Source organism: Terriglobia bacterium (genome assembly GCA_035712365.1).
In the GTDB taxonomy this organism is placed as follows: domain Bacteria; phylum Acidobacteriota; class Terriglobia; order UBA7540; family UBA7540; genus SCRD01.
Genome location: DASTAW010000041.1, coordinates 73,034 through 89,248 on the forward strand (window position 1 = coordinate 73,034; position 16,215 = coordinate 89,248).

At 59.2% G+C, this 16,215-nt stretch carries 17 protein-coding genes; 4 read left to right on the forward strand and 13 right to left on the reverse strand.

Annotated elements, in window-relative coordinates:
* The first annotated feature begins 30 nt into the window (after positions 1-30).
* The 4 genes from VFQ24_13170 (at position 31) to VFQ24_13185 (ending at position 4,961) form a co-directional block, all read left to right on the forward strand.
* Positions 31-2,283, forward strand: a complete 2,253-nt coding sequence (locus tag VFQ24_13170; GenBank protein ID HET9179302.1) for an alpha/beta fold hydrolase — start codon at positions 31-33, stop codon at positions 2,281-2,283.
* A 162-nt stretch (positions 2,284-2,445) separates the two neighbouring features.
* A complete protein-coding gene (locus tag VFQ24_13175; protein HET9179303.1) occupies positions 2,446-3,330 on the forward strand; it encodes a M23 family metallopeptidase in 885 nt (294 codons plus the stop codon).
* A 229-nt stretch (positions 3,331-3,559) separates the two neighbouring features.
* Positions 3,560-4,078: an MEDS domain-containing protein gene (locus tag VFQ24_13180; protein ID HET9179304.1), complete on the forward strand. Its 519-nt coding sequence runs from the start codon at positions 3,560-3,562 to the stop codon at positions 4,076-4,078.
* Positions 4,079-4,136: 58 nt separating this feature from the next.
* A complete protein-coding gene (locus tag VFQ24_13185) occupies positions 4,137-4,961 on the forward strand; it encodes an SDR family oxidoreductase (protein ID HET9179305.1) in 825 nt (274 codons plus the stop codon).
* A 199-nt stretch (positions 4,962-5,160) separates the two neighbouring features.
* On the opposite strand, the gene VFQ24_13190 is transcribed toward VFQ24_13185, so the two are convergent.
* The 13 genes from VFQ24_13190 to VFQ24_13250 all read right to left on the reverse strand — a co-directional run bounded on the left by VFQ24_13190 (position 5,161) and on the right by VFQ24_13250 (position 16,215).
* On the reverse strand, positions 5,161-6,198 hold the full coding sequence (locus VFQ24_13190; protein ID HET9179306.1) for a matrixin family metalloprotease: 1,038 nt from the start codon (positions 6,196-6,198) through the stop codon (positions 5,161-5,163).
* Between the two features lie 71 nt (positions 6,199-6,269).
* Positions 6,270-7,103, reverse strand: coding sequence for a hypothetical protein (locus VFQ24_13195; GenBank protein HET9179307.1), 834 nt, complete (start codon positions 7,101-7,103; stop codon positions 6,270-6,272).
* A 10-nt stretch (positions 7,104-7,113) separates the two neighbouring features.
* Positions 7,114-7,959, reverse strand: coding sequence for a hypothetical protein (locus tag VFQ24_13200; GenBank protein HET9179308.1), 846 nt, complete (start codon positions 7,957-7,959; stop codon positions 7,114-7,116).
* 338 nt (positions 7,960-8,297) lie between these two features.
* Positions 8,298-8,492, reverse strand: coding sequence for a hypothetical protein (locus tag VFQ24_13205; GenBank protein ID HET9179309.1), 195 nt, complete (start codon positions 8,490-8,492; stop codon positions 8,298-8,300).
* 379 nt (positions 8,493-8,871) lie between these two features.
* A complete protein-coding gene (locus VFQ24_13210; GenBank protein ID HET9179310.1) occupies positions 8,872-9,783 on the reverse strand; it encodes a hypothetical protein in 912 nt (303 codons plus the stop codon).
* Entirely contained in the window at positions 9,746-10,333 is a 588-nt protein-coding gene (locus VFQ24_13215) for a hypothetical protein (GenBank protein ID HET9179311.1), read from the reverse strand. Before VFQ24_13215 ends, VFQ24_13210 begins: the two co-directional genes overlap by 38 nt.
* On the reverse strand, positions 10,330-10,878 hold the full coding sequence (gene pilO / locus VFQ24_13220; GenBank protein HET9179312.1) for a type 4a pilus biogenesis protein PilO: 549 nt from the start codon (positions 10,876-10,878) through the stop codon (positions 10,330-10,332). The genes VFQ24_13215 and pilO overlap by 4 nt, the downstream gene beginning before the upstream one ends.
* A gap of 7 nt (positions 10,879-10,885) precedes the next feature.
* A complete protein-coding gene (locus VFQ24_13225; GenBank protein HET9179313.1) occupies positions 10,886-11,476 on the reverse strand; it encodes a hypothetical protein in 591 nt (196 codons plus the stop codon).
* 2 nt (positions 11,477-11,478) lie between these two features.
* Positions 11,479-12,387 (reverse strand): hypothetical protein, encoded by a 909-nt coding sequence (locus tag VFQ24_13230; GenBank protein ID HET9179314.1) that lies wholly within the window; start codon positions 12,385-12,387, stop codon positions 11,479-11,481.
* Positions 12,388-12,469: 82 nt separating this feature from the next.
* Complete coding sequence (locus tag VFQ24_13235; GenBank protein ID HET9179315.1) at positions 12,470-14,092, reverse strand: GspE/PulE family protein; 1,623 nt, start codon at positions 14,090-14,092, stop codon at positions 12,470-12,472.
* The gene (locus tag VFQ24_13240) at positions 14,092-15,297 is read right to left on the reverse strand and encodes a type II secretion system F family protein (protein ID HET9179316.1); all 1,206 of its coding nucleotides are present in this window, start codon (positions 15,295-15,297) and stop codon (positions 14,092-14,094) included. The genes VFQ24_13235 and VFQ24_13240 overlap by 1 nt, the downstream gene beginning before the upstream one ends.
* A gap of 2 nt (positions 15,298-15,299) precedes the next feature.
* Positions 15,300-15,743 (reverse strand): prepilin-type N-terminal cleavage/methylation domain-containing protein, encoded by a 444-nt coding sequence (locus tag VFQ24_13245; GenBank protein ID HET9179317.1) that lies wholly within the window; start codon positions 15,741-15,743, stop codon positions 15,300-15,302.
* Positions 15,730-16,215 carry a type II secretion system protein gene (locus VFQ24_13250; protein HET9179318.1) on the reverse strand — a complete coding sequence of 162 codons (486 nt, stop codon included), beginning with the start codon at positions 16,213-16,215 and terminating at the stop codon, positions 15,730-15,732. The genes VFQ24_13245 and VFQ24_13250 overlap by 14 nt, the downstream gene beginning before the upstream one ends.

The following is a 16,215-nucleotide window of genomic DNA, read 5'->3' on the forward strand; positions in this document are numbered from 1 at the left end:
GCCCGGCTTCTGACTACCTGGAGGACCCTTATGATCACGCGCCGGAAGTTTATTCAGTCCAACCTGCTGGGGCTAACATTGCCCCTTGCCGGTTTGGAGGGCCCCGCCGCCGTCGCCGGGCCCATGAGCGGGCCAGCAGCTTCACAGGCGCCTGGCGAGGCCGGGCGTGACTATTGGAATGACTGGCCGGAGTACATGATTTCCCATATGAACGAAGCGCGCGCGCAGCGGCTGGCGCAACTTCGGGCACTGCGCAGCGAGGCCGATGTCCACGCCCGCATTGAGAGGGTCCGCTCCACGGTCTGGAAACTTATTGGCGGCCCTTTTGAAAAGACTCCTTTGAACCCGCGCATTACCGGAACCATTGATCGCGGAGCATATCGGGTCGAAAAGGTTATTTTTGAAAGCCACCCTGGAGTTTATGTCACTTCCAATCTGTACATTCCAAGTGGCCGCAAGGGGCCCTTCCCGGCAGTTCTTGCGCCCCTCGGGCATACGACGAACGGGAAGGCATACCGCAACTACGCGTATGTGTACCAGACTTTGGCGCGAAAGGGGTACATGGTGCTGGCTTTCGATCCTTTCGGCCAGGGCGAGCGATACCAGTATCTTGACCCGCGAACCGGAAAACCCCTCTACGGCCCGACCGGTGAGCATTCACAGGCCGGACGCCCCATGCTGCTTTTCGGTTCAACTTTCGCGCAGTATCGCGCGTGGGATGCCATCAGGGCCCTCGATTACCTTCTTTCGCGCCCCGAAGTTGATCCCAACAAGATCGGGCTGACCGGCCAATCCGGCGGCGCTACTATGACAATGTATCTCTGCGCGCTTGAGCCGAGAGTCAGGGTCGCCGTGGAAGTCGATGGAAACTCTGAGGACCTCGCCGGACCCTCCTACGCGCCGCCTGGCGCGGTGGCCGACGCAGAGCAGAACTTGATCTTCAGCCTGCCTGAAGGCATTGACCGCGGAGACCTTCTGCTGGCTTTTGCCCCCAAACCCCTGCTCATGATCTATACGCCGATCGATCGCGGGGCCACTTATTCGCCAACCTACATCGAAGGGACAAAGGAAGTCTACCAGGAAGTCCAAGCTGCCTATCAAATCCTTGGGGCGGCCGAAAAGGCCGGCCTTTTCGCGACCTCGCTGCCACACGATTATGACTTTTTCAGCCGCCAGGCCGCTTATGGATGGTTCAACCGCTGGCTCGGTCAGGAGGATTGGGGAACCGAAGAAGCGGAATTTGATGAGGCAGCTCCGAGCGAATTGGACTGCACAACCACGGGACAAGTACTCACCTCCCTGGGCGGACGCACGGTGGTGCAACTGAACTCCGATCGGCTCAATGAAATAGCCCCGGCCAATTCCCCAGCAAGCACACTCAGCGACGCCGAGGCTTTCCGTCAGAACGCCAGGAACACACTTCGGAGCCTGCTCGCCCTGCCTTCGGAAAAAAGCCAGCTCGATTCCGTCACACTCACTTCCCACTCGCGCAAGGGCGTGCAAATCGAGGAGGTCGTTTTCCGATCGGAACCGGCCATTCGAGTGACCGGTTGGTTTCTTAAACCCGTTCAAGCCCCCGGTCCGGTTCCCACCATCCTTCACGTGTCCGAGAGAGGTAAGGAAGATTCTCCCGAAGAGGAAGGAGAGTTGGTTCGCCTGGCACAGAAGGGATTTGCAGTCTGTTCAGTCGATTTACGGGGTCTCGGTTTCTCCATTCCTCGACCCGCAGCCGCAGGCCCGGTTTTTTACCATGGGGACAATCTTCAGGAGGATTACGCGTGGGCAGGCTTCACGCTCGGCAAACCAGTCCTCGGACAGCGCGTTTGGGACTGCCTCCGCTGCCTCGATTATCTGGAATCGAGACCGGACGTCGATCGTACTCGGATCCACGGGCTTGGAGAGCAGGGCGGAGCCATTGCCTTGCTGATGGCCGCAGCTCTGGACGATCGTATATCATCCTTAATGCTTGATTCTATTACCGCTACATACCGATCATTGGTGGAGGCAATGACTTACTCGCTCGAACTGGCCTGGTTCCTCTACGGAATCCTGAAGCACTTCGACCTGCCCGACCAGGTTGCTGTATTGGCGCCCAGGCCATGTTGGATTCTGAACGCCACGGGACCAGAAGGTCTGCCGCTGCCGGAGACCCAACTGGCCACCATCTATCGCGGTGCGCTTGCGGTTTATCGACAAAGAAACGCCGAGGAACGGTTACGATTATTAGTCCACCAAGCCTATGAAAAGTCGAAAGTAGTTGACAATTGGCTGAAAGCCGCGTAGGTTGCCTGTCTTACATGTTCTTACGCGGTTGACAAGCCTGCCCTCAGCCAAATAGAATGAGGCAGTTGCTCTCCTGGACGGCCTTTGGGGACGCTGCCCTTCAAAAAAGGGATGTGGGAAGGCGCCCAAGATTCTACGAAAGGCTAGTGGTGTTTCACGCGCATGAACAACAAGTTCTACACTCTCCTCATCACGTCCGGCGCCCATGGTAGAGTCCGAAAAATTCAACTTCCTTTCTATATTGTCCCCATAGTCCTTGTCCTCAGCGTTGTTGGTGTTATGATGCTGGCCGGACTGGCTACCAGTTACGCGCGAATGCTGATCAAAGTGTCGAACTACAACGCCGTCCGGAGCGAGCGCGAGTCGTTGAAGCAGCAATTCCAAACTCTTGAAAGCAAAGTCAGCCGCGCCAATGTCAAACTGAACTCGCTTCAAACACTTGCCGCCGAGGTGGCGGTGACCTACGGGTTCCGAAATGGATCCCACCAGCAAATTGCGCCTGATCTGCTGAACCTCGCCCGGCAATCCAGCGTCACCGGCGCGGCCAACGCCTACAACACGCTGTACGCATTGAACGCCATCAGGACTGTGAGCCTCAACGGCACAGGCGGCAGAATCAGCGCCAGCGCGTTCCCCGGCATGATCGATGACCCGGACGCCATCCCGGCGATCTGGCCAGTCCGGGGAAGACTGACCGCCGGATTCGGCCAGAGGATGGATCCCTTCAGCGGTGAGGATGCCTTCCATCCAGGCGTGGATATTGCTGACGGTTTCGGTACGGACATCGTGGCGACCGGCGACGGCCTGGTGATTGAGGCTGAGCCCGACGCAGGCTACGGCAGAAGCATTATGGTTGACCACGGCGACGGCATCACCACTCTCTATGCCCACCTCAGCAGGATTTTCGTAGTGGTTGGAGAAGAGGTCAAGCAGGGGGAGATCATCGGCGCAATCGGCATGAGCGGCCGAACGACGGGGCCTCATCTCCACTACGAAGTTCGAATCCACGGCACGCCCGTGAATCCGGGGCGTTTCCTTCGGGAATAAAAGCATTCTCCATGATATTGCCGGTGGGGCGAGACAGGTCGGCTGGATTTGAGTGGCGGCCGCCTGCCCCACAATGGCCACCAACCAGGCCACGGTGCCGTTGACGCTTGACCTGCTCGAACGGCACCAATCCAGTGAAAAATAGCGGAAACCTTGCCGGTCTCGCTGAAAACCGCATTGACAGCGGGGCTGGTTTTACAGCATCATAGATGTATTAGGGATTGTACGAATGGGCGCTGAATTACGACCAGAACCTTCGGCCAATTCTTGCCGCTTATTAATAAGAAAGAAACCTGGCCCTCGTGAGATCATACAGTTTGTGGTGGGCGGCATTGAAATTGGCCAGCAAATCGTAGTGCTGGCGGGACCCGCGTGGCTCAAGGAGCTTGCTCGAATCCTGGGTGAGCACGGGCTGCGCCCTGAGACCCTTATCCGAAACAGCCGCCTGGTGTTTTTGACCGCCCCCGATTGTCTCTCCCGCTTCGCCAAAATGGACCCCTGCAAGCGGCCGATCATCCGCCGGAATGGATCGATGGTGCGATGGGTCTCCGACTGGTCGTGGGCGTACCGCGCCGAAGCCGACCCCGCAACGATTCTACGCTACCAGTGCCGGATCCACGATTGTATCCACTCGCTTGCCGATATGTCGATCTGCACGGTCCACTGTGAAAAGATGGAGCGCAGTTCCATGCTGGCGGTCCTGGCCCAGCACCGGCGCGCAACTCGCGCGACCGACCGCCCCGATTAAGTTTTTCATCCACGGTATCCAATTCAGACGGTCCTGAACCGGATGAAGAGGTAGAGGCATGTCCAGGTGGCTGGAAGGCCGAATTGCGGTCGTGACGGGGGCCGCCCGCGGGATTGGGCGCGCCACGGCGGACTTGTTTGCGCGCGAAGGCGCCCGCGTCGTGTTGAATGATATGGATGAACAACAACTGGCGCGGGCGGTTGAAAGCATTCGTCGTGCCGGCGGCGCTGCGCAGCCGTTTGCGGGGGAGGTGACCGCACCGGGATTTCCGGAAGACCTCCTCGAAGCCTCGTTCGAGGTCTTCGGCATTCCTGACATCCTGGTCAACAACGCCGGGATCACCTGGGATGGAGCGATTCACAAGATGTCTGATGAGCAGTGGCACTCGGTGATTGATATCCACCTCACTGCGACCTTCAGGATCCTCCGCGTGCTCGGAGCAGCGATGCGCGAAGCCGCCAAACAGGAGATCGCAGAGCGCGGAGCCGCCCGCGCCAGAAAAGTGGTCAACATCAGTTCCACTTCCGGCACGCGGGGCAATTTTGGCCAGGCTAACTATGCCGCGGCCAAGGCGGGCATCGTCGGCCTCACCCGGACCCTGGCGCGCGAGTGGGGACCCGTGAATATCCAGGTGAACGCCGCAGCGTTCGGCCTGATTGACACCCGCCTGACGGCCCCGAAAGAGGACGGTGAGAGCATTCAATGGCAGCATGATGAAATCAAGCTCGGCATCCCCGCCAGGATGCGCGAAGCGGCCATCCATGCCATCCCCATGGGCCGTCCGGGAACTCCGGAGGAGGCGGCTGGAGTCGTCTTCTTCCTGGCCTCGCCGCTCGCGAATTACGTTTCCGGGCAGGTCGTTGAAGTGACGGGCGGGTTATAAGCGCCTGGGAGCACCCCCGCGCGTTTGCCGGCCGAATCTGCCGTGATCCCCGTCCCTCCGTTTAAGGCCAGGAGTGGCTGTGCTACTTATCCCGCACCCACAGCCAGGAGTGGCTGTGCTACGTTCGCTCCGTAGCGCCGGCACTCTTGCCGGTGTTGGGGTCGTTCCACCACAGTCGACACGATCATCCCGTAACAGGCTAATGGTAGCGGCCCGTGTAGCTGGTGAGATTCTGGGGCGCATTTTTACATCCCGAATCAGCATACCCACACTCCCACCCGGAAAAGTTGTCAATGGACAGCACACCGGAATCCGAATTGCCGGCCAGGGGCAGGGCCAGAACGTAGTAAAGTCCCGGAGGAACTCCAGTCAGCGTATACGTCCCATTCGGCGTCGTCAGGCCATCGATCACGGCATTGCCGGTATTGGCATCGACGGCCACCACATGCGCGCCAAAAATACCGGACCCGCTCAGGGTAACGTGTCCGGAAACGACTCCCGTCGCCGTGGCAAAATTGGCGCTGGGGTAGAGGAAAGAAATCCCGATGGCGTCGTCGGCTGCAAGTTGCGTCTGCTGGCCTGCGGCAGTGGAATCGCCGTAGGGAAACATCACGGTGTGGCCAATCCCGCTGTGGTCGAGACCCAGCATGTGGCCCTCCTCGTGAGTCGCCACCGATTGCAGGCTGAAAGTTCCCGAAGGTGGCGTGAGCGAGGTCGTGAAGTTCACGCTGGGATTGAATTCCATGTCGGCGCCCCCGATGCAATCATCAAAGTTGCATACCTTGGCTGTCCCGCCGTTGCACTGGTACTGGAAGGGCCCGGATGTTCCGGGCTGCCGCGTAACGGTTGCAACCTCTGTAAAGGCGATCGTCCCGGTCGAGAAATCGCTGCTCGTCGTGTCGGAAAACCCAATCACGTTCTTGCAGTCGTTGAAAACAGGCATGGTCAGCGTGGACGTCCCCGCAAATTGCGCGGACACAGTGGTCAGGTCCTGCCCGGCAACCGTGGCATTTGTCCACGTGGTGAAACCTGCTGTAAGCGATTGCTGAATGCAGGTGGCGGAGCCGGAGGTGGGTGAGCAGCCCGGCGTCGCGACGTTGCTCTTAGGCGTATCGGGGTTCAGCATCCAGGCCAGAGGCATGGAATTCCAGCGGGCCACAACGGGAACGGGCGCGGTCACTGTGCCAAGGTTGTCCTGAAACGGGTTATAGCCGAATAGCAGGACGGCGGAAAACATCGCGGCTGCGGCCGCTGCGCATGCCGCTATCCGTCTTATTCGACGTGCACCTTGTTCCAGACTCATTGATTTCACCTCGTCTGAATCATCATGGACTGGCCCTTCAGGCCTTCCGCTTCCGGGACCTCGCTGACGGCAGAGAGATGGGCCTGGCTGCCGCGCAGGGAAACGGAATTCCAGTAGATTACCCATTTCGTCCCTGCGCGCTGCGCATTGCCAACCACCTGGCTGCCGGCGGGGATGACCAACGCTTTGCTGGGAAACAGGTCAGAAGTTGTCCTGGCCACGACGACAGCCTGCCCCGCGCCCTGAAACTCGGTCGAGACGATGACCACTGGCAACAAGGTCCCGACGGGGATGAGGATCGGCGCTGCAATGGCGCTCGAAATCGTCATCTGGAATTCCCCAAGGGAAGGAGACTGGCTCAGTGTCGCGGCCTCGCTCCCGGTGGTGAGCGCGCCGAGCGGGAGATTTACGTGAAGCTCTGCCCGGTTTCTTTCCCGATAAACTCGAAAAGCGCCCTGCATCATGCCCACGGTGTGGAAAGTCTCGTTGCTGCCCGTCACCGGTTCCAGAAACAGGACGTATTGCGTCTGGGGCCTTAAAGATGCCGATCCGGGCACGTGTACGTGAACGTTGCCGACTGTCCCGCCCGGTTGCTCGATAATAATCGTCGCGGGAGGCTGCCCCTTAAGGGCCTTCTCAACCTGCACGGTGGTGTAGGTCATGATGCGGGTGTGGCTGGTATTCACACGAGCTGTCTGAGCGATGACTTCGCCCTGCACGATGACGCTGGATGCCTGCACAAGCTGGCGCAGACTCATCCGCACCAGCGATGTCGCGCCGGCCTGCGGCGCCAGCCAGAAAACCAATACGACGGCAAGAGGCATCGCCCGAAGCTTCATAAGATTTCACTCAAGGTGTAATGTCCACTGCGCCGGCAAAGGAAGTAAATTCATTGCCCGAATTTCTCACCACCAGGTTTCGTGGCCCTGGCGCCGCTCCAGGAAGTACGGCAACCTGGAAATAGACCGCAGGGGTGCCATCATTCGTCGTTTGGAACTGACCGTCGAGAGGCGGGGTAACCACCACATCGGTCCCACTTCCGCTTGTACAGTCGGCGCCGCTGCCGCTGATGCAGTATTCCGTGCCGGGTCGGATTCCGAAACCCGCAACGAACAGGAAGACGGTCTGGCCTTGCGAAATCTCAGTCCCCGTGCTGCCAGCCGAACAGCTCAGTTGGGTCGCCGTGGTCTGCGTACACTGGCCGACGGCCAGGATCGACAGTCCGGTAAGCGTTACGGTAGCGGATGCCGACTTCAAGCTCTCGGCCTGGCTGGTGGCGGTCACGGTTACCGAATCGACAGAGTTCAGGGCCGGCACCGTGACATCAGTGTTCTGGAGGTTGCTTCCGGCGTTGACCGTAACAAGCTGGGCGGCGGATGCTGCGGATACTGCGGCGGCCGCTGGAGCGCTATAAAGCCCGGAACTCGAAACGGAGCCAATCTGGCTGCTGCTACTGCCGGCGGAACTGGATACGCTCCAGGTGACGGCGGTGTTTCCGGCGCCGGCCACTGTCGCCTTGAACTGCTGGGCGGCGCCATAACCCACGGTTGAGCTGGCAGGCGAGATAGTGACGCTCACGTTCGACGGAGGCGGGCTTGTCGAACCGTTGTTATCGCCGCTGCCGCCACCGCATCCCGCAGCCGCTAAGGCCAGGAGGACCGCTCCCGCAAGCCCAACCCTTCCGCTGGATCTCATAGTTTCCCGCTCGCACGCCAGGCAGCCAGAGACGCTTATCATCAGCTCCCTGGCGTAAGCGAAGCCTGTCTTGATAGCCCCCCGCCGGCGCTCTGGCCCAAAGTATTATATCGGAGCGTCAAGCCAGCAGCGCCAGCATGGCCTCAATCATTGACTCGATACCCATGGGCTCGGGTGGCAGGGGAACCTGAATGGATGTTCCCCAAGGGCGTGCTCAGGGTTGCAGGCGGCGCTGCTGAAGGTTGAATTAAGCATGAGAGGTCGGATTGACGATCTAATGTTTTCAATAACATGGCCCGCTTCGTTTTCCGGTTCGTTCCGGTTTGTTTTTTCCACAGCTACGTGTTTTCAATAACTTCTCCGCTTTGTTTTAGGTTCGTTTCCGGTTCGTTTTTTGGCAATTTTCCTTTGTTTTCAACAACCTCTCCGGTTCGTTTTTCAAAAAACGTGTTTTTTTGTCCCATTTGCCTCAAAACCAGCGCGAAAAATGGCTTTTTGAGGACTGCAAAAATTCGCGCGTTACTGACACGCATTCGTCACCCGCCACTGCGAAAACCGCCGGGCCAACCATGGATCGTGCGCTACAAACACCGCGTTTCATTCCCTGATCCTGCGCCTAAACCTTCGCTGTTGAACAAGGCTACCACAGCTAGCCTACTAAGTCAAGCAAAATCGGCGGGAGGGGAGGGGCTGGAAGTCAGGAATCAGAAGCCAGAAGTCAGGAGCGGCGGCGGGTCAGCACTGTAGATTTTGCCGATGATTGCTTCAGCGGCTGAAGCCCGCTGGATCGCGGAGTCTGACAAGTGTCGGAGTTGAAGATCCGAACTCCCGGGGAAGGAAGATCGTGGCATCACAATAGCCCTTAAATTTTGGGGACTGTCCTTTTTCCCTTTGCGGCGCCAGGGCACGCCGTCACTGATTGGAATTGCCGCCAAACATCGAGCCGGGCTGGGAGGGCTGGCCGGGCTGGCTGGGATTGAGGTGGAACCCTCCGTCTGAATTCGGCTGCGGTCCGTTCCCGGGCGGTTGAGATTGTCCGGGCTGCCCTCCAATGACGGGAATAGCGCCTGCGCCCGCCCTGATGGGTGCGCCGGGAGCGCCCGGGATGCCCAAAAATTCCCATAGGTCGTATTCGGTGCGCTTGTCGAAAGTGGCGATTGACTGGTGGTTGCTGGTGCTGGCAACGCCGACGATGAAGGCCCCCATGATCTGGTTCTGGCCAAAAAATGAAGAGTTATTGGGTGACTGCTGGCCCGGGGTGGAATTCTGCCCGGAGTTTGGCAGGGAAAAGCTTCCCATGCTGAAGCCGCCCTGTTGAGAACTTCCCTGGCCCGTCTGGGGGTTGATTTGCGTCCCGGTAGATTCAGGCTGCGAACCTGTGCTGCCGTTGTTGTCGCCCAGCGGCTTGTTCTGCTGCTTGCCGGGCGGCGCAAGGACCTTGGAATCGAGGATTACACCGGAGGCCGTGGCATGGATAAAGCGCCACTTGCCGCTGCGTGTCATGGGGTCCGGGTAAGCCTGGCGCAAAAAGCTGAGGTTGTTGGTGTGGAGAAGTTCCTTCACCGAGGTGGGATAACGCTTGAACTGCTCATGGAAAAGTATAATGGCGCGGGCATACTGTTCGCCGCGAAAGATCAGCTCCTTTTCCTTCTCCCGCTGGCCCTCAACATAAATGCTGGGCAGCGCCGCCGCCAGAGAGATGAGCAGCAGCGTGGCCATCATCATCACGATCAGCAGGATATAGCCCGCTTCCGGGCCGTCCCTGCGCGGGCGCCGGACGCGCGGCCTACTGGACCACCGGGATGGGCAATTGAGCTTTTTCACCTGAAGCTCCGTCCTGGACCTCAACGTTAGTCGAAGTAATCTTGAGGATTCTGAACCGGTTCGAGAGAAGATCGCCATCGTGGACGACGTAAACCTCGTCATTATCCATCAGATAGGCTTCCGGCCCCGCGCCGCCTCTTTCGGAGTACCCGATGGCCCGCAACGGGATGGGCGGCGGCCCCGCGGTTGTGCTGGCCGTCATGGCGCCACCGCCAGCGGCCCGGGCGGCCTGCGTGGCTTTCTGAGCAGGGGTGAGCGGCGGCGCGCCGAAATTAAAAGGATTGCGGCTGAGGTCCGGGAGCGCTTTCGGCCGGTACTCGTCCAGCGGCCGCACTTGCATTGGGGAAGCGGATTTTTGGGAAGCGGTTGCCTTCCTGGCGGTGTCCGTTTGCGGCGTGGGCTTCGGGACCTGCGCGGAACCGGCTGTGACTGATTGCGCGCCTTCGGCAGGATTGCCCCTGAATTCCGAGATCAGCTTGAAAACCAGAAACACGCAGAGCACTGCCAGGGCGGCAATTCCGATCTTTTCGACGTTCTTACGGTTCTTCATGGCGTCAAATAGAGGACCCCGCCAACCCGCAGATTGACCGTGCTTCCCTGCCCTGCCGCGAATGAGAAGTTTCTGACCAGAATAAGGTCGTCCGTTGTTTCGAGCGAATGCGCAAAATTCAGCAGATTTGAAAACGGGCCTTCCACCGAGACATCCAGGCCCAGTTGATCAAACGGTTCGCCCTTTGCCGAGCTCAGCTTATAGCTGACATTGTCCAGTTGTACGCCGCTCTTCACGGTGAGCGCCGTGACCAGGCGCAAAGCGTCTGAAAAAACCCGCTGCCGCGACGGAACATGGTCACTGAGATAATCCTTCAGCTTGACGTTCGCGGCGGGGAGGTCTGCCTGAAACTTTTCGAGTCGCGCCACATTGGCCTTCTCGAGTTGCAACCGCCGCAATGTTTGATTGTAGGCATCCTCAGCCTGGAGGGCGCTTGCCCGCTGCGGCCGGACCACTCCAAAGTAGACGGCCAGGTCTATGGCGACCACCGCGACGGCGGCGGTTTCAAGAATCCGGAAGATTTTCTTTCGACGCTCTCTTCTCATGCTGAAATCAGTTGCCTGATGGCGATGCTAATCCAACGTATTTTGCCGTACAGACCAATGCCATTTCCTGCGGGCCGCCGCCGCTTCCGCCCCGAACACCCTGGCTCTTGATGAGCACATCACTGAAGTCCTTCGACCCTTCCAGGTTGGACAGGAACGTTTCAATGGCCTGCGTGTCCTTTCCCATTACGACAAACTGCACTTCCGGCTTCTCCGCCGATGCGGAGGCAAGGGCAAGGCCACTCAGGCGGGCGGCAGGAGGCAGCAAGCTGCTGACCTTCGATGTGAGGTCCGTAAGCGAAAACTGCCTTTGGCTGATCAATTCATTTACGAATTCGGTCTTCTGGACCAGGGTCCTGTACTCAGGGCGGTCAAGCTGGCGGCGCAGGTCCGCTTCCTTTGATCTCAAGGCGGCTTCCTGCGTCTCGAGGCCCGCGAGCGACTTTTCCGCCCGGTGCGCCCGGCCGATATAACGGAGGGATGAACCCGCAAACCAGAGCAGCACAAGCAGAGCTATGACCAGCGTGGGAACGGCCCAGGCAAGCGCATAGCGCTCACGGCGTTCAGAAGCAACGGCAAGATTGAAATAAACTTTCATGATTAAGCTGCATTCACCAGCAGTCCCGAGACCGTGGCGCCGAACTCATTAAAAATCTGTCCTTCTTCTTCCGTAAGTTTCATTCGGACGGGCAGGCCGTGCGAAACGACGCTGCCAACCTTCCGTCCCAGTCTCTTTTCAAGGTCAGTGATCCAAGTCCGGGGCACAGCCGGGCGCGCGCAGATCGAGACCCGGCTGATTTCGAGCTTGAGGTGGTCAACCGAAGCAGCCAGGGTCCGAGTGGCCTCCTCGGCAACCGCCTCCAACTCGCCGTCCAGTGATTTTCCATGCATCGGCTGGTTTCTCCACAGCCGGATTTGCCCGCCTTTGGCGACAACCGCCGTCAGGTAGCTGGGGGAAACGCTCAGCAGCATTTCGCCCCCCTCGGCGTTTTCGTTGAGCAGGGGCAGCAGCGCCGCCGTGGCCGGCAGCACCAGATTAACATCGCCATTCAGAGTGTTTAGAACGGATTCATACTCCGCCAGCACCGGCTTGCGCACAGCCATAACCACCGCTTCCAGACCTTCCGGCTCTTTTGGCGCAACCTCGAAGCTGAGGCGGGCCTCTTCCAGCGGAAAGGGCAGCAAAGGCTTCATCTTCCACCGCACCAGCGACGCCTGCTCCTTGTGGTCGGAGGGCAGCGTCTGAAATTCCAGAATGCTCACGCGCACCGCCGCGTCGGGCAGCAACAGACCGAATGGCCCCCTCTCCGTGCCGAGAGCGCTTGCCACGCCGCGCGCTTTTCGAGCAACTTCGTCCATCTTCACGAAGTTGGGACGGCCCAGAACAGGCGCCAGCGCGCCGGCATCGAGCGCTCCCACGGCCACGCTGGCTACCCTGCGGAATGACCTGAAGATACGCGCGCCCAGAATATATTCCGGCTGGAACTCAAAGACGGTTGCGGGCAGCACAATCTTCCGCTTCGCGGGGGCGCGGAACGGCCTCGGCTTCCCGGCAGGATTTTTTCCAGATAAAAAGTGGCCCAGTGATGATTTATTCGACAAATGTGACCTTATTGATTTCCTTCAGTGTTGTGACTCCCTGGCGGACCTTGTCGACCGCGGCCTCGCGCAATGTCTTCATACCCTCGTCGCGGGCCGCCTGGCGGATCTCCGACGACGGGCGCTTATCCAGAATCAGTTCGCGAATCCTGTCCGAAAGCGCCAGAAGCTCTCCAATGGCGGTCCGGCCGCGGAACCCCGTCTGGCTGCAATGCTGGCAACCTGCTCCTTCGTAGAAAACGACCCCCTGCCAGTTGATGGGATCAATCCCGGACTCTTCAAAAAGCTGGCGGGGAACTTCAACCGGGCGCTTGCACTGCTCGCAAATCATGCGCAGGAGGCGCTGCGCAAGGATGCAATTGAGCGCCGAAACAAAATTGTAGGGTTCCACGCCCATGTTCAAAAACCGGCCCAGTACGTCAACCACGTTGTTAGCGTGGACGGTGGTGAACACCAGGTGCCCGGTCAGGGCCGACTGAATGGCAATCTGCGCGGTCTCGTTGTCGCGGATTTCGCCTACCATGATCTTGTCCGGGTCGTGCCGCAAAATCGACCTCAGCCCGCGGGCAAAGGTGAGCCCCTTTTTCTCGTTCACAGGAATCTGGGTGATGCCGCGAATCTGGTATTCGACCGGGTCTTCAATGGTAATGATCTTGTCTTCATCCGTCTTGATTTCCGACACTGCCGCATAGAGGGTGGTGGTCTTGCCGCTGCCAGTGGGCCCCGTGACCAGCACCATTCCGTAGGGTTCACGGATGAAACGGCGCAGACGTTTGATCTCGCGGTCCGAAAAGCCCAGAATGTCCAGACGAAGCTGGCGAAACTTCTCGTGCAGCGATTCCTTGTCGAGAATACGCAGCACAGCGTCCTCGCCGTGGATGGACGGCATGATGGAGACGCGGAAGTCAATGGGGCGCCCGCGGTAGCTGACTCTGAAACGGCCATCCTGTGGCACGCGCCTTTCAGCAATATCGAGGTCTGCCATCACCTTGATGCGGCTGATCACGTTGGACTGATGCTCGTACGACAGTGGATTCATGGCCTGCTGGAGGGCTCCGTCGATGCGGTATTTCACCACCATCGAGTTGTCACGGCTCTCGAGGTGGATGTCACTGGCGCGCCGTTCCAGCCCCGCAAAAACAATCGAATCCACCAGCCGGATGACCGGGCTGACGTTGTGCTCGCCGACCAGTTGCTCAAGCGAAAGATCTTCATGCCCGTTTTCTTCTTCGCGGATGACGTCCAGGCGAAACTCGACAGTGGCCTCGTCCAGTACGCGCTGCGAGGGATCGGTTTTGCTGAGGAATTCCCTCACCTGACTGGGAGCCGCCACCTTGACCACGAGCTGGCGGTCCAGCCGCATCGCCAATTCGTCCAGGCGGGCCAGATTGGAAGGATCGCCCACGGCAATCGAAAGCTCTCCGTTGCGGGCCTCGATCGGCAGGAACTGGTAATCCAACATCACGTCCAGCGGGATAGACCGCAGCACGTCGGGGTCGGGGCGCAAGTCGCGCAGGTCAACAAACTCGAAGCAGTAACGCTCGGCGGCACGCCGGGCCGTCGCAAGCTCCTCTTCAGGATCGATGACCATTCCGGAAAGCGGATTTTCTTCCATCAATGCACCTGGGCCGCCAGTGAAAACAGCGGCAAATAAAAGGCAACGAGCACAAACAAGACCACAATCGCGATGGCAGCGATCATGATGGGATCCACCATGGCCACCAGCGTCGAAAGGTCGATGTTAACGTCTTCTTCAAAAAACTCAGCAACCGACTCCAGCATATTCGAAAGGGCGCCCGTGGTTTCGCCCACCTCGATCATGTCCAAGGCCATGGGCGGGAAAAAGCCGGTCATGCGGAGGCTTTCACTCAGCGGACGGCCCCCCATCACCTCTATTCTAGCCTTCTCTAGCCCTGCTGCCAGCAGGGGACTCGATACGGACCCTGCGGAGTTCTGCAGGGCGGAAACAATGGGAAGTCCGCCCTGCAGCAAAGTCGAAAGCGTCCGCACGAACTCGGCGACGGAAAATTTGAGGAGCAATTTCCCTGCCACGGGAAGCCGAAACTTCAGCTTGTCCCACTGCAAGCGCGCCGCATGGGAGCGGCCTGCCGCGCGCAGGGCAAGAATGGCAATCACAATCCCGGCCAGCACAAAGACGCCCATCCGTTTGATGGACAAGCCCAGGCTGATGACGAACACGGTCAGGGCCGGCATGGGCACTTGCAGCTCGTTATAGAGCTCAGAAAACCTGGGGATGATGAACGTGTCGATCAGGACGATGAGCCCAGCCAGAAAGATCAGCAGAAAGACCGGATAGATCAGCGCGGAGATAAACTTCTTGCGGAACGAGCGCGCGGTTTTCTGGTAGGTGACGTACTGGCCCAACACCTTGTCCAGGGTGCCGCTGCGCTCCCCGGCCCGAAGCGTGGCGCAATAAATCTTGGGGAACTTTCCCACCGACTCGAAGGCTTCCGAGAGCAGGGCCCCGCCGCGGACCCTTTCCTTCACTTCATCCACCGCCGCCCGAAGACTTTCGCTGCGGCTCTGGCGGGCCAGCATTTCCAGCGATTTTTGCAGCGGCAGGCCTGACTTGGAGAGCGTCATGAACTGCTGATTGAAGATCAGCAGGTCATCCTCTTTGATCTTGCCGCGGCGCGGCGGCCCAACCCGCATGCCGAGAATGGATTTGGGCCGGACGGAAAAAACGTAATATCCCTGCGAGGCCAGCCGTGCGCGCAGTTCCCCTTCGGATGACGCTTCGTGCGTCTCACTGAGGACCTGACCGGCGCCTGTCGCAATTCTGCAAACGAATTCGCCCATGCCTACCAACTGCTGTACGCGGAGCCATCCAGCGATTCCGCGCTGGATCCGCTGTGAACGTCCACCACGCCCGGGACTGTCTGTTCCGGGCTCAAAGGAACTTCTTCAACATCAACTTGCCAGGTCTGGTTGGACCCGGTAAAAGGATCCACCGGCAGCCCTCCTCGCAAATAGCCGGCCTGCACGAGATCGTCGAGCGATTCCGGCGGCTGGTTCTTGTCCAGCGTGTACTGGTCAATCAGCTTTCGCATCGTGAACAGGTCATCGTGCAGCACCGTTTCACGGGCGCGGACGATGGCCACCCGATAGCCCGGAGCGGCCATTGCCGCCAGGATCAGGATCAGCACCAGCACGACCATCAGTTCAATGAGCGTGAAGCCCTTCTTCGCCTCCGCGCCGCCCCGAATGAATGCTGGCGCACGACCGAAAGAACTACCAGTCCGCATAAGGGGTCCCATTCATGCCCACTCCCTGGCTCTTCGAAAAAACGTCAAAAACATCCTGGCCGCCCCAGCTCTGCGAACCCGAGTCGTCCTGCATGGAGCGCATTCCCCAGTCCGCAGTGCCCGTCATCGGATCAACCGGAATCTTTCTGAGGAATTTATACTTGTCCTTGCTGCCTTTCAAGGGGACGCCCTTGACCAGGGTCTCCAGCGTGGGTGGATAGCCAAAGGTATCCATTTCCGTGGGGATCATGCCGCTGTCGGCAAAGTCCTTATACCGGTCGATGGCATTCCGCATGGTCCTGAGGTCCTCTTTCAATTCCGCTTCCTTCTGCCGCCTGACCACAACACCGGCCACAGGCAGAGCGACCGTGGTGAGCAGCAGCATAATCGTCATGGCAGCAATCAACTCCACCAGGGTAAAGCCCGGGGCGGCGCCCTGCAACTTCAACCGATTTCGAACTGAGCGTACCAT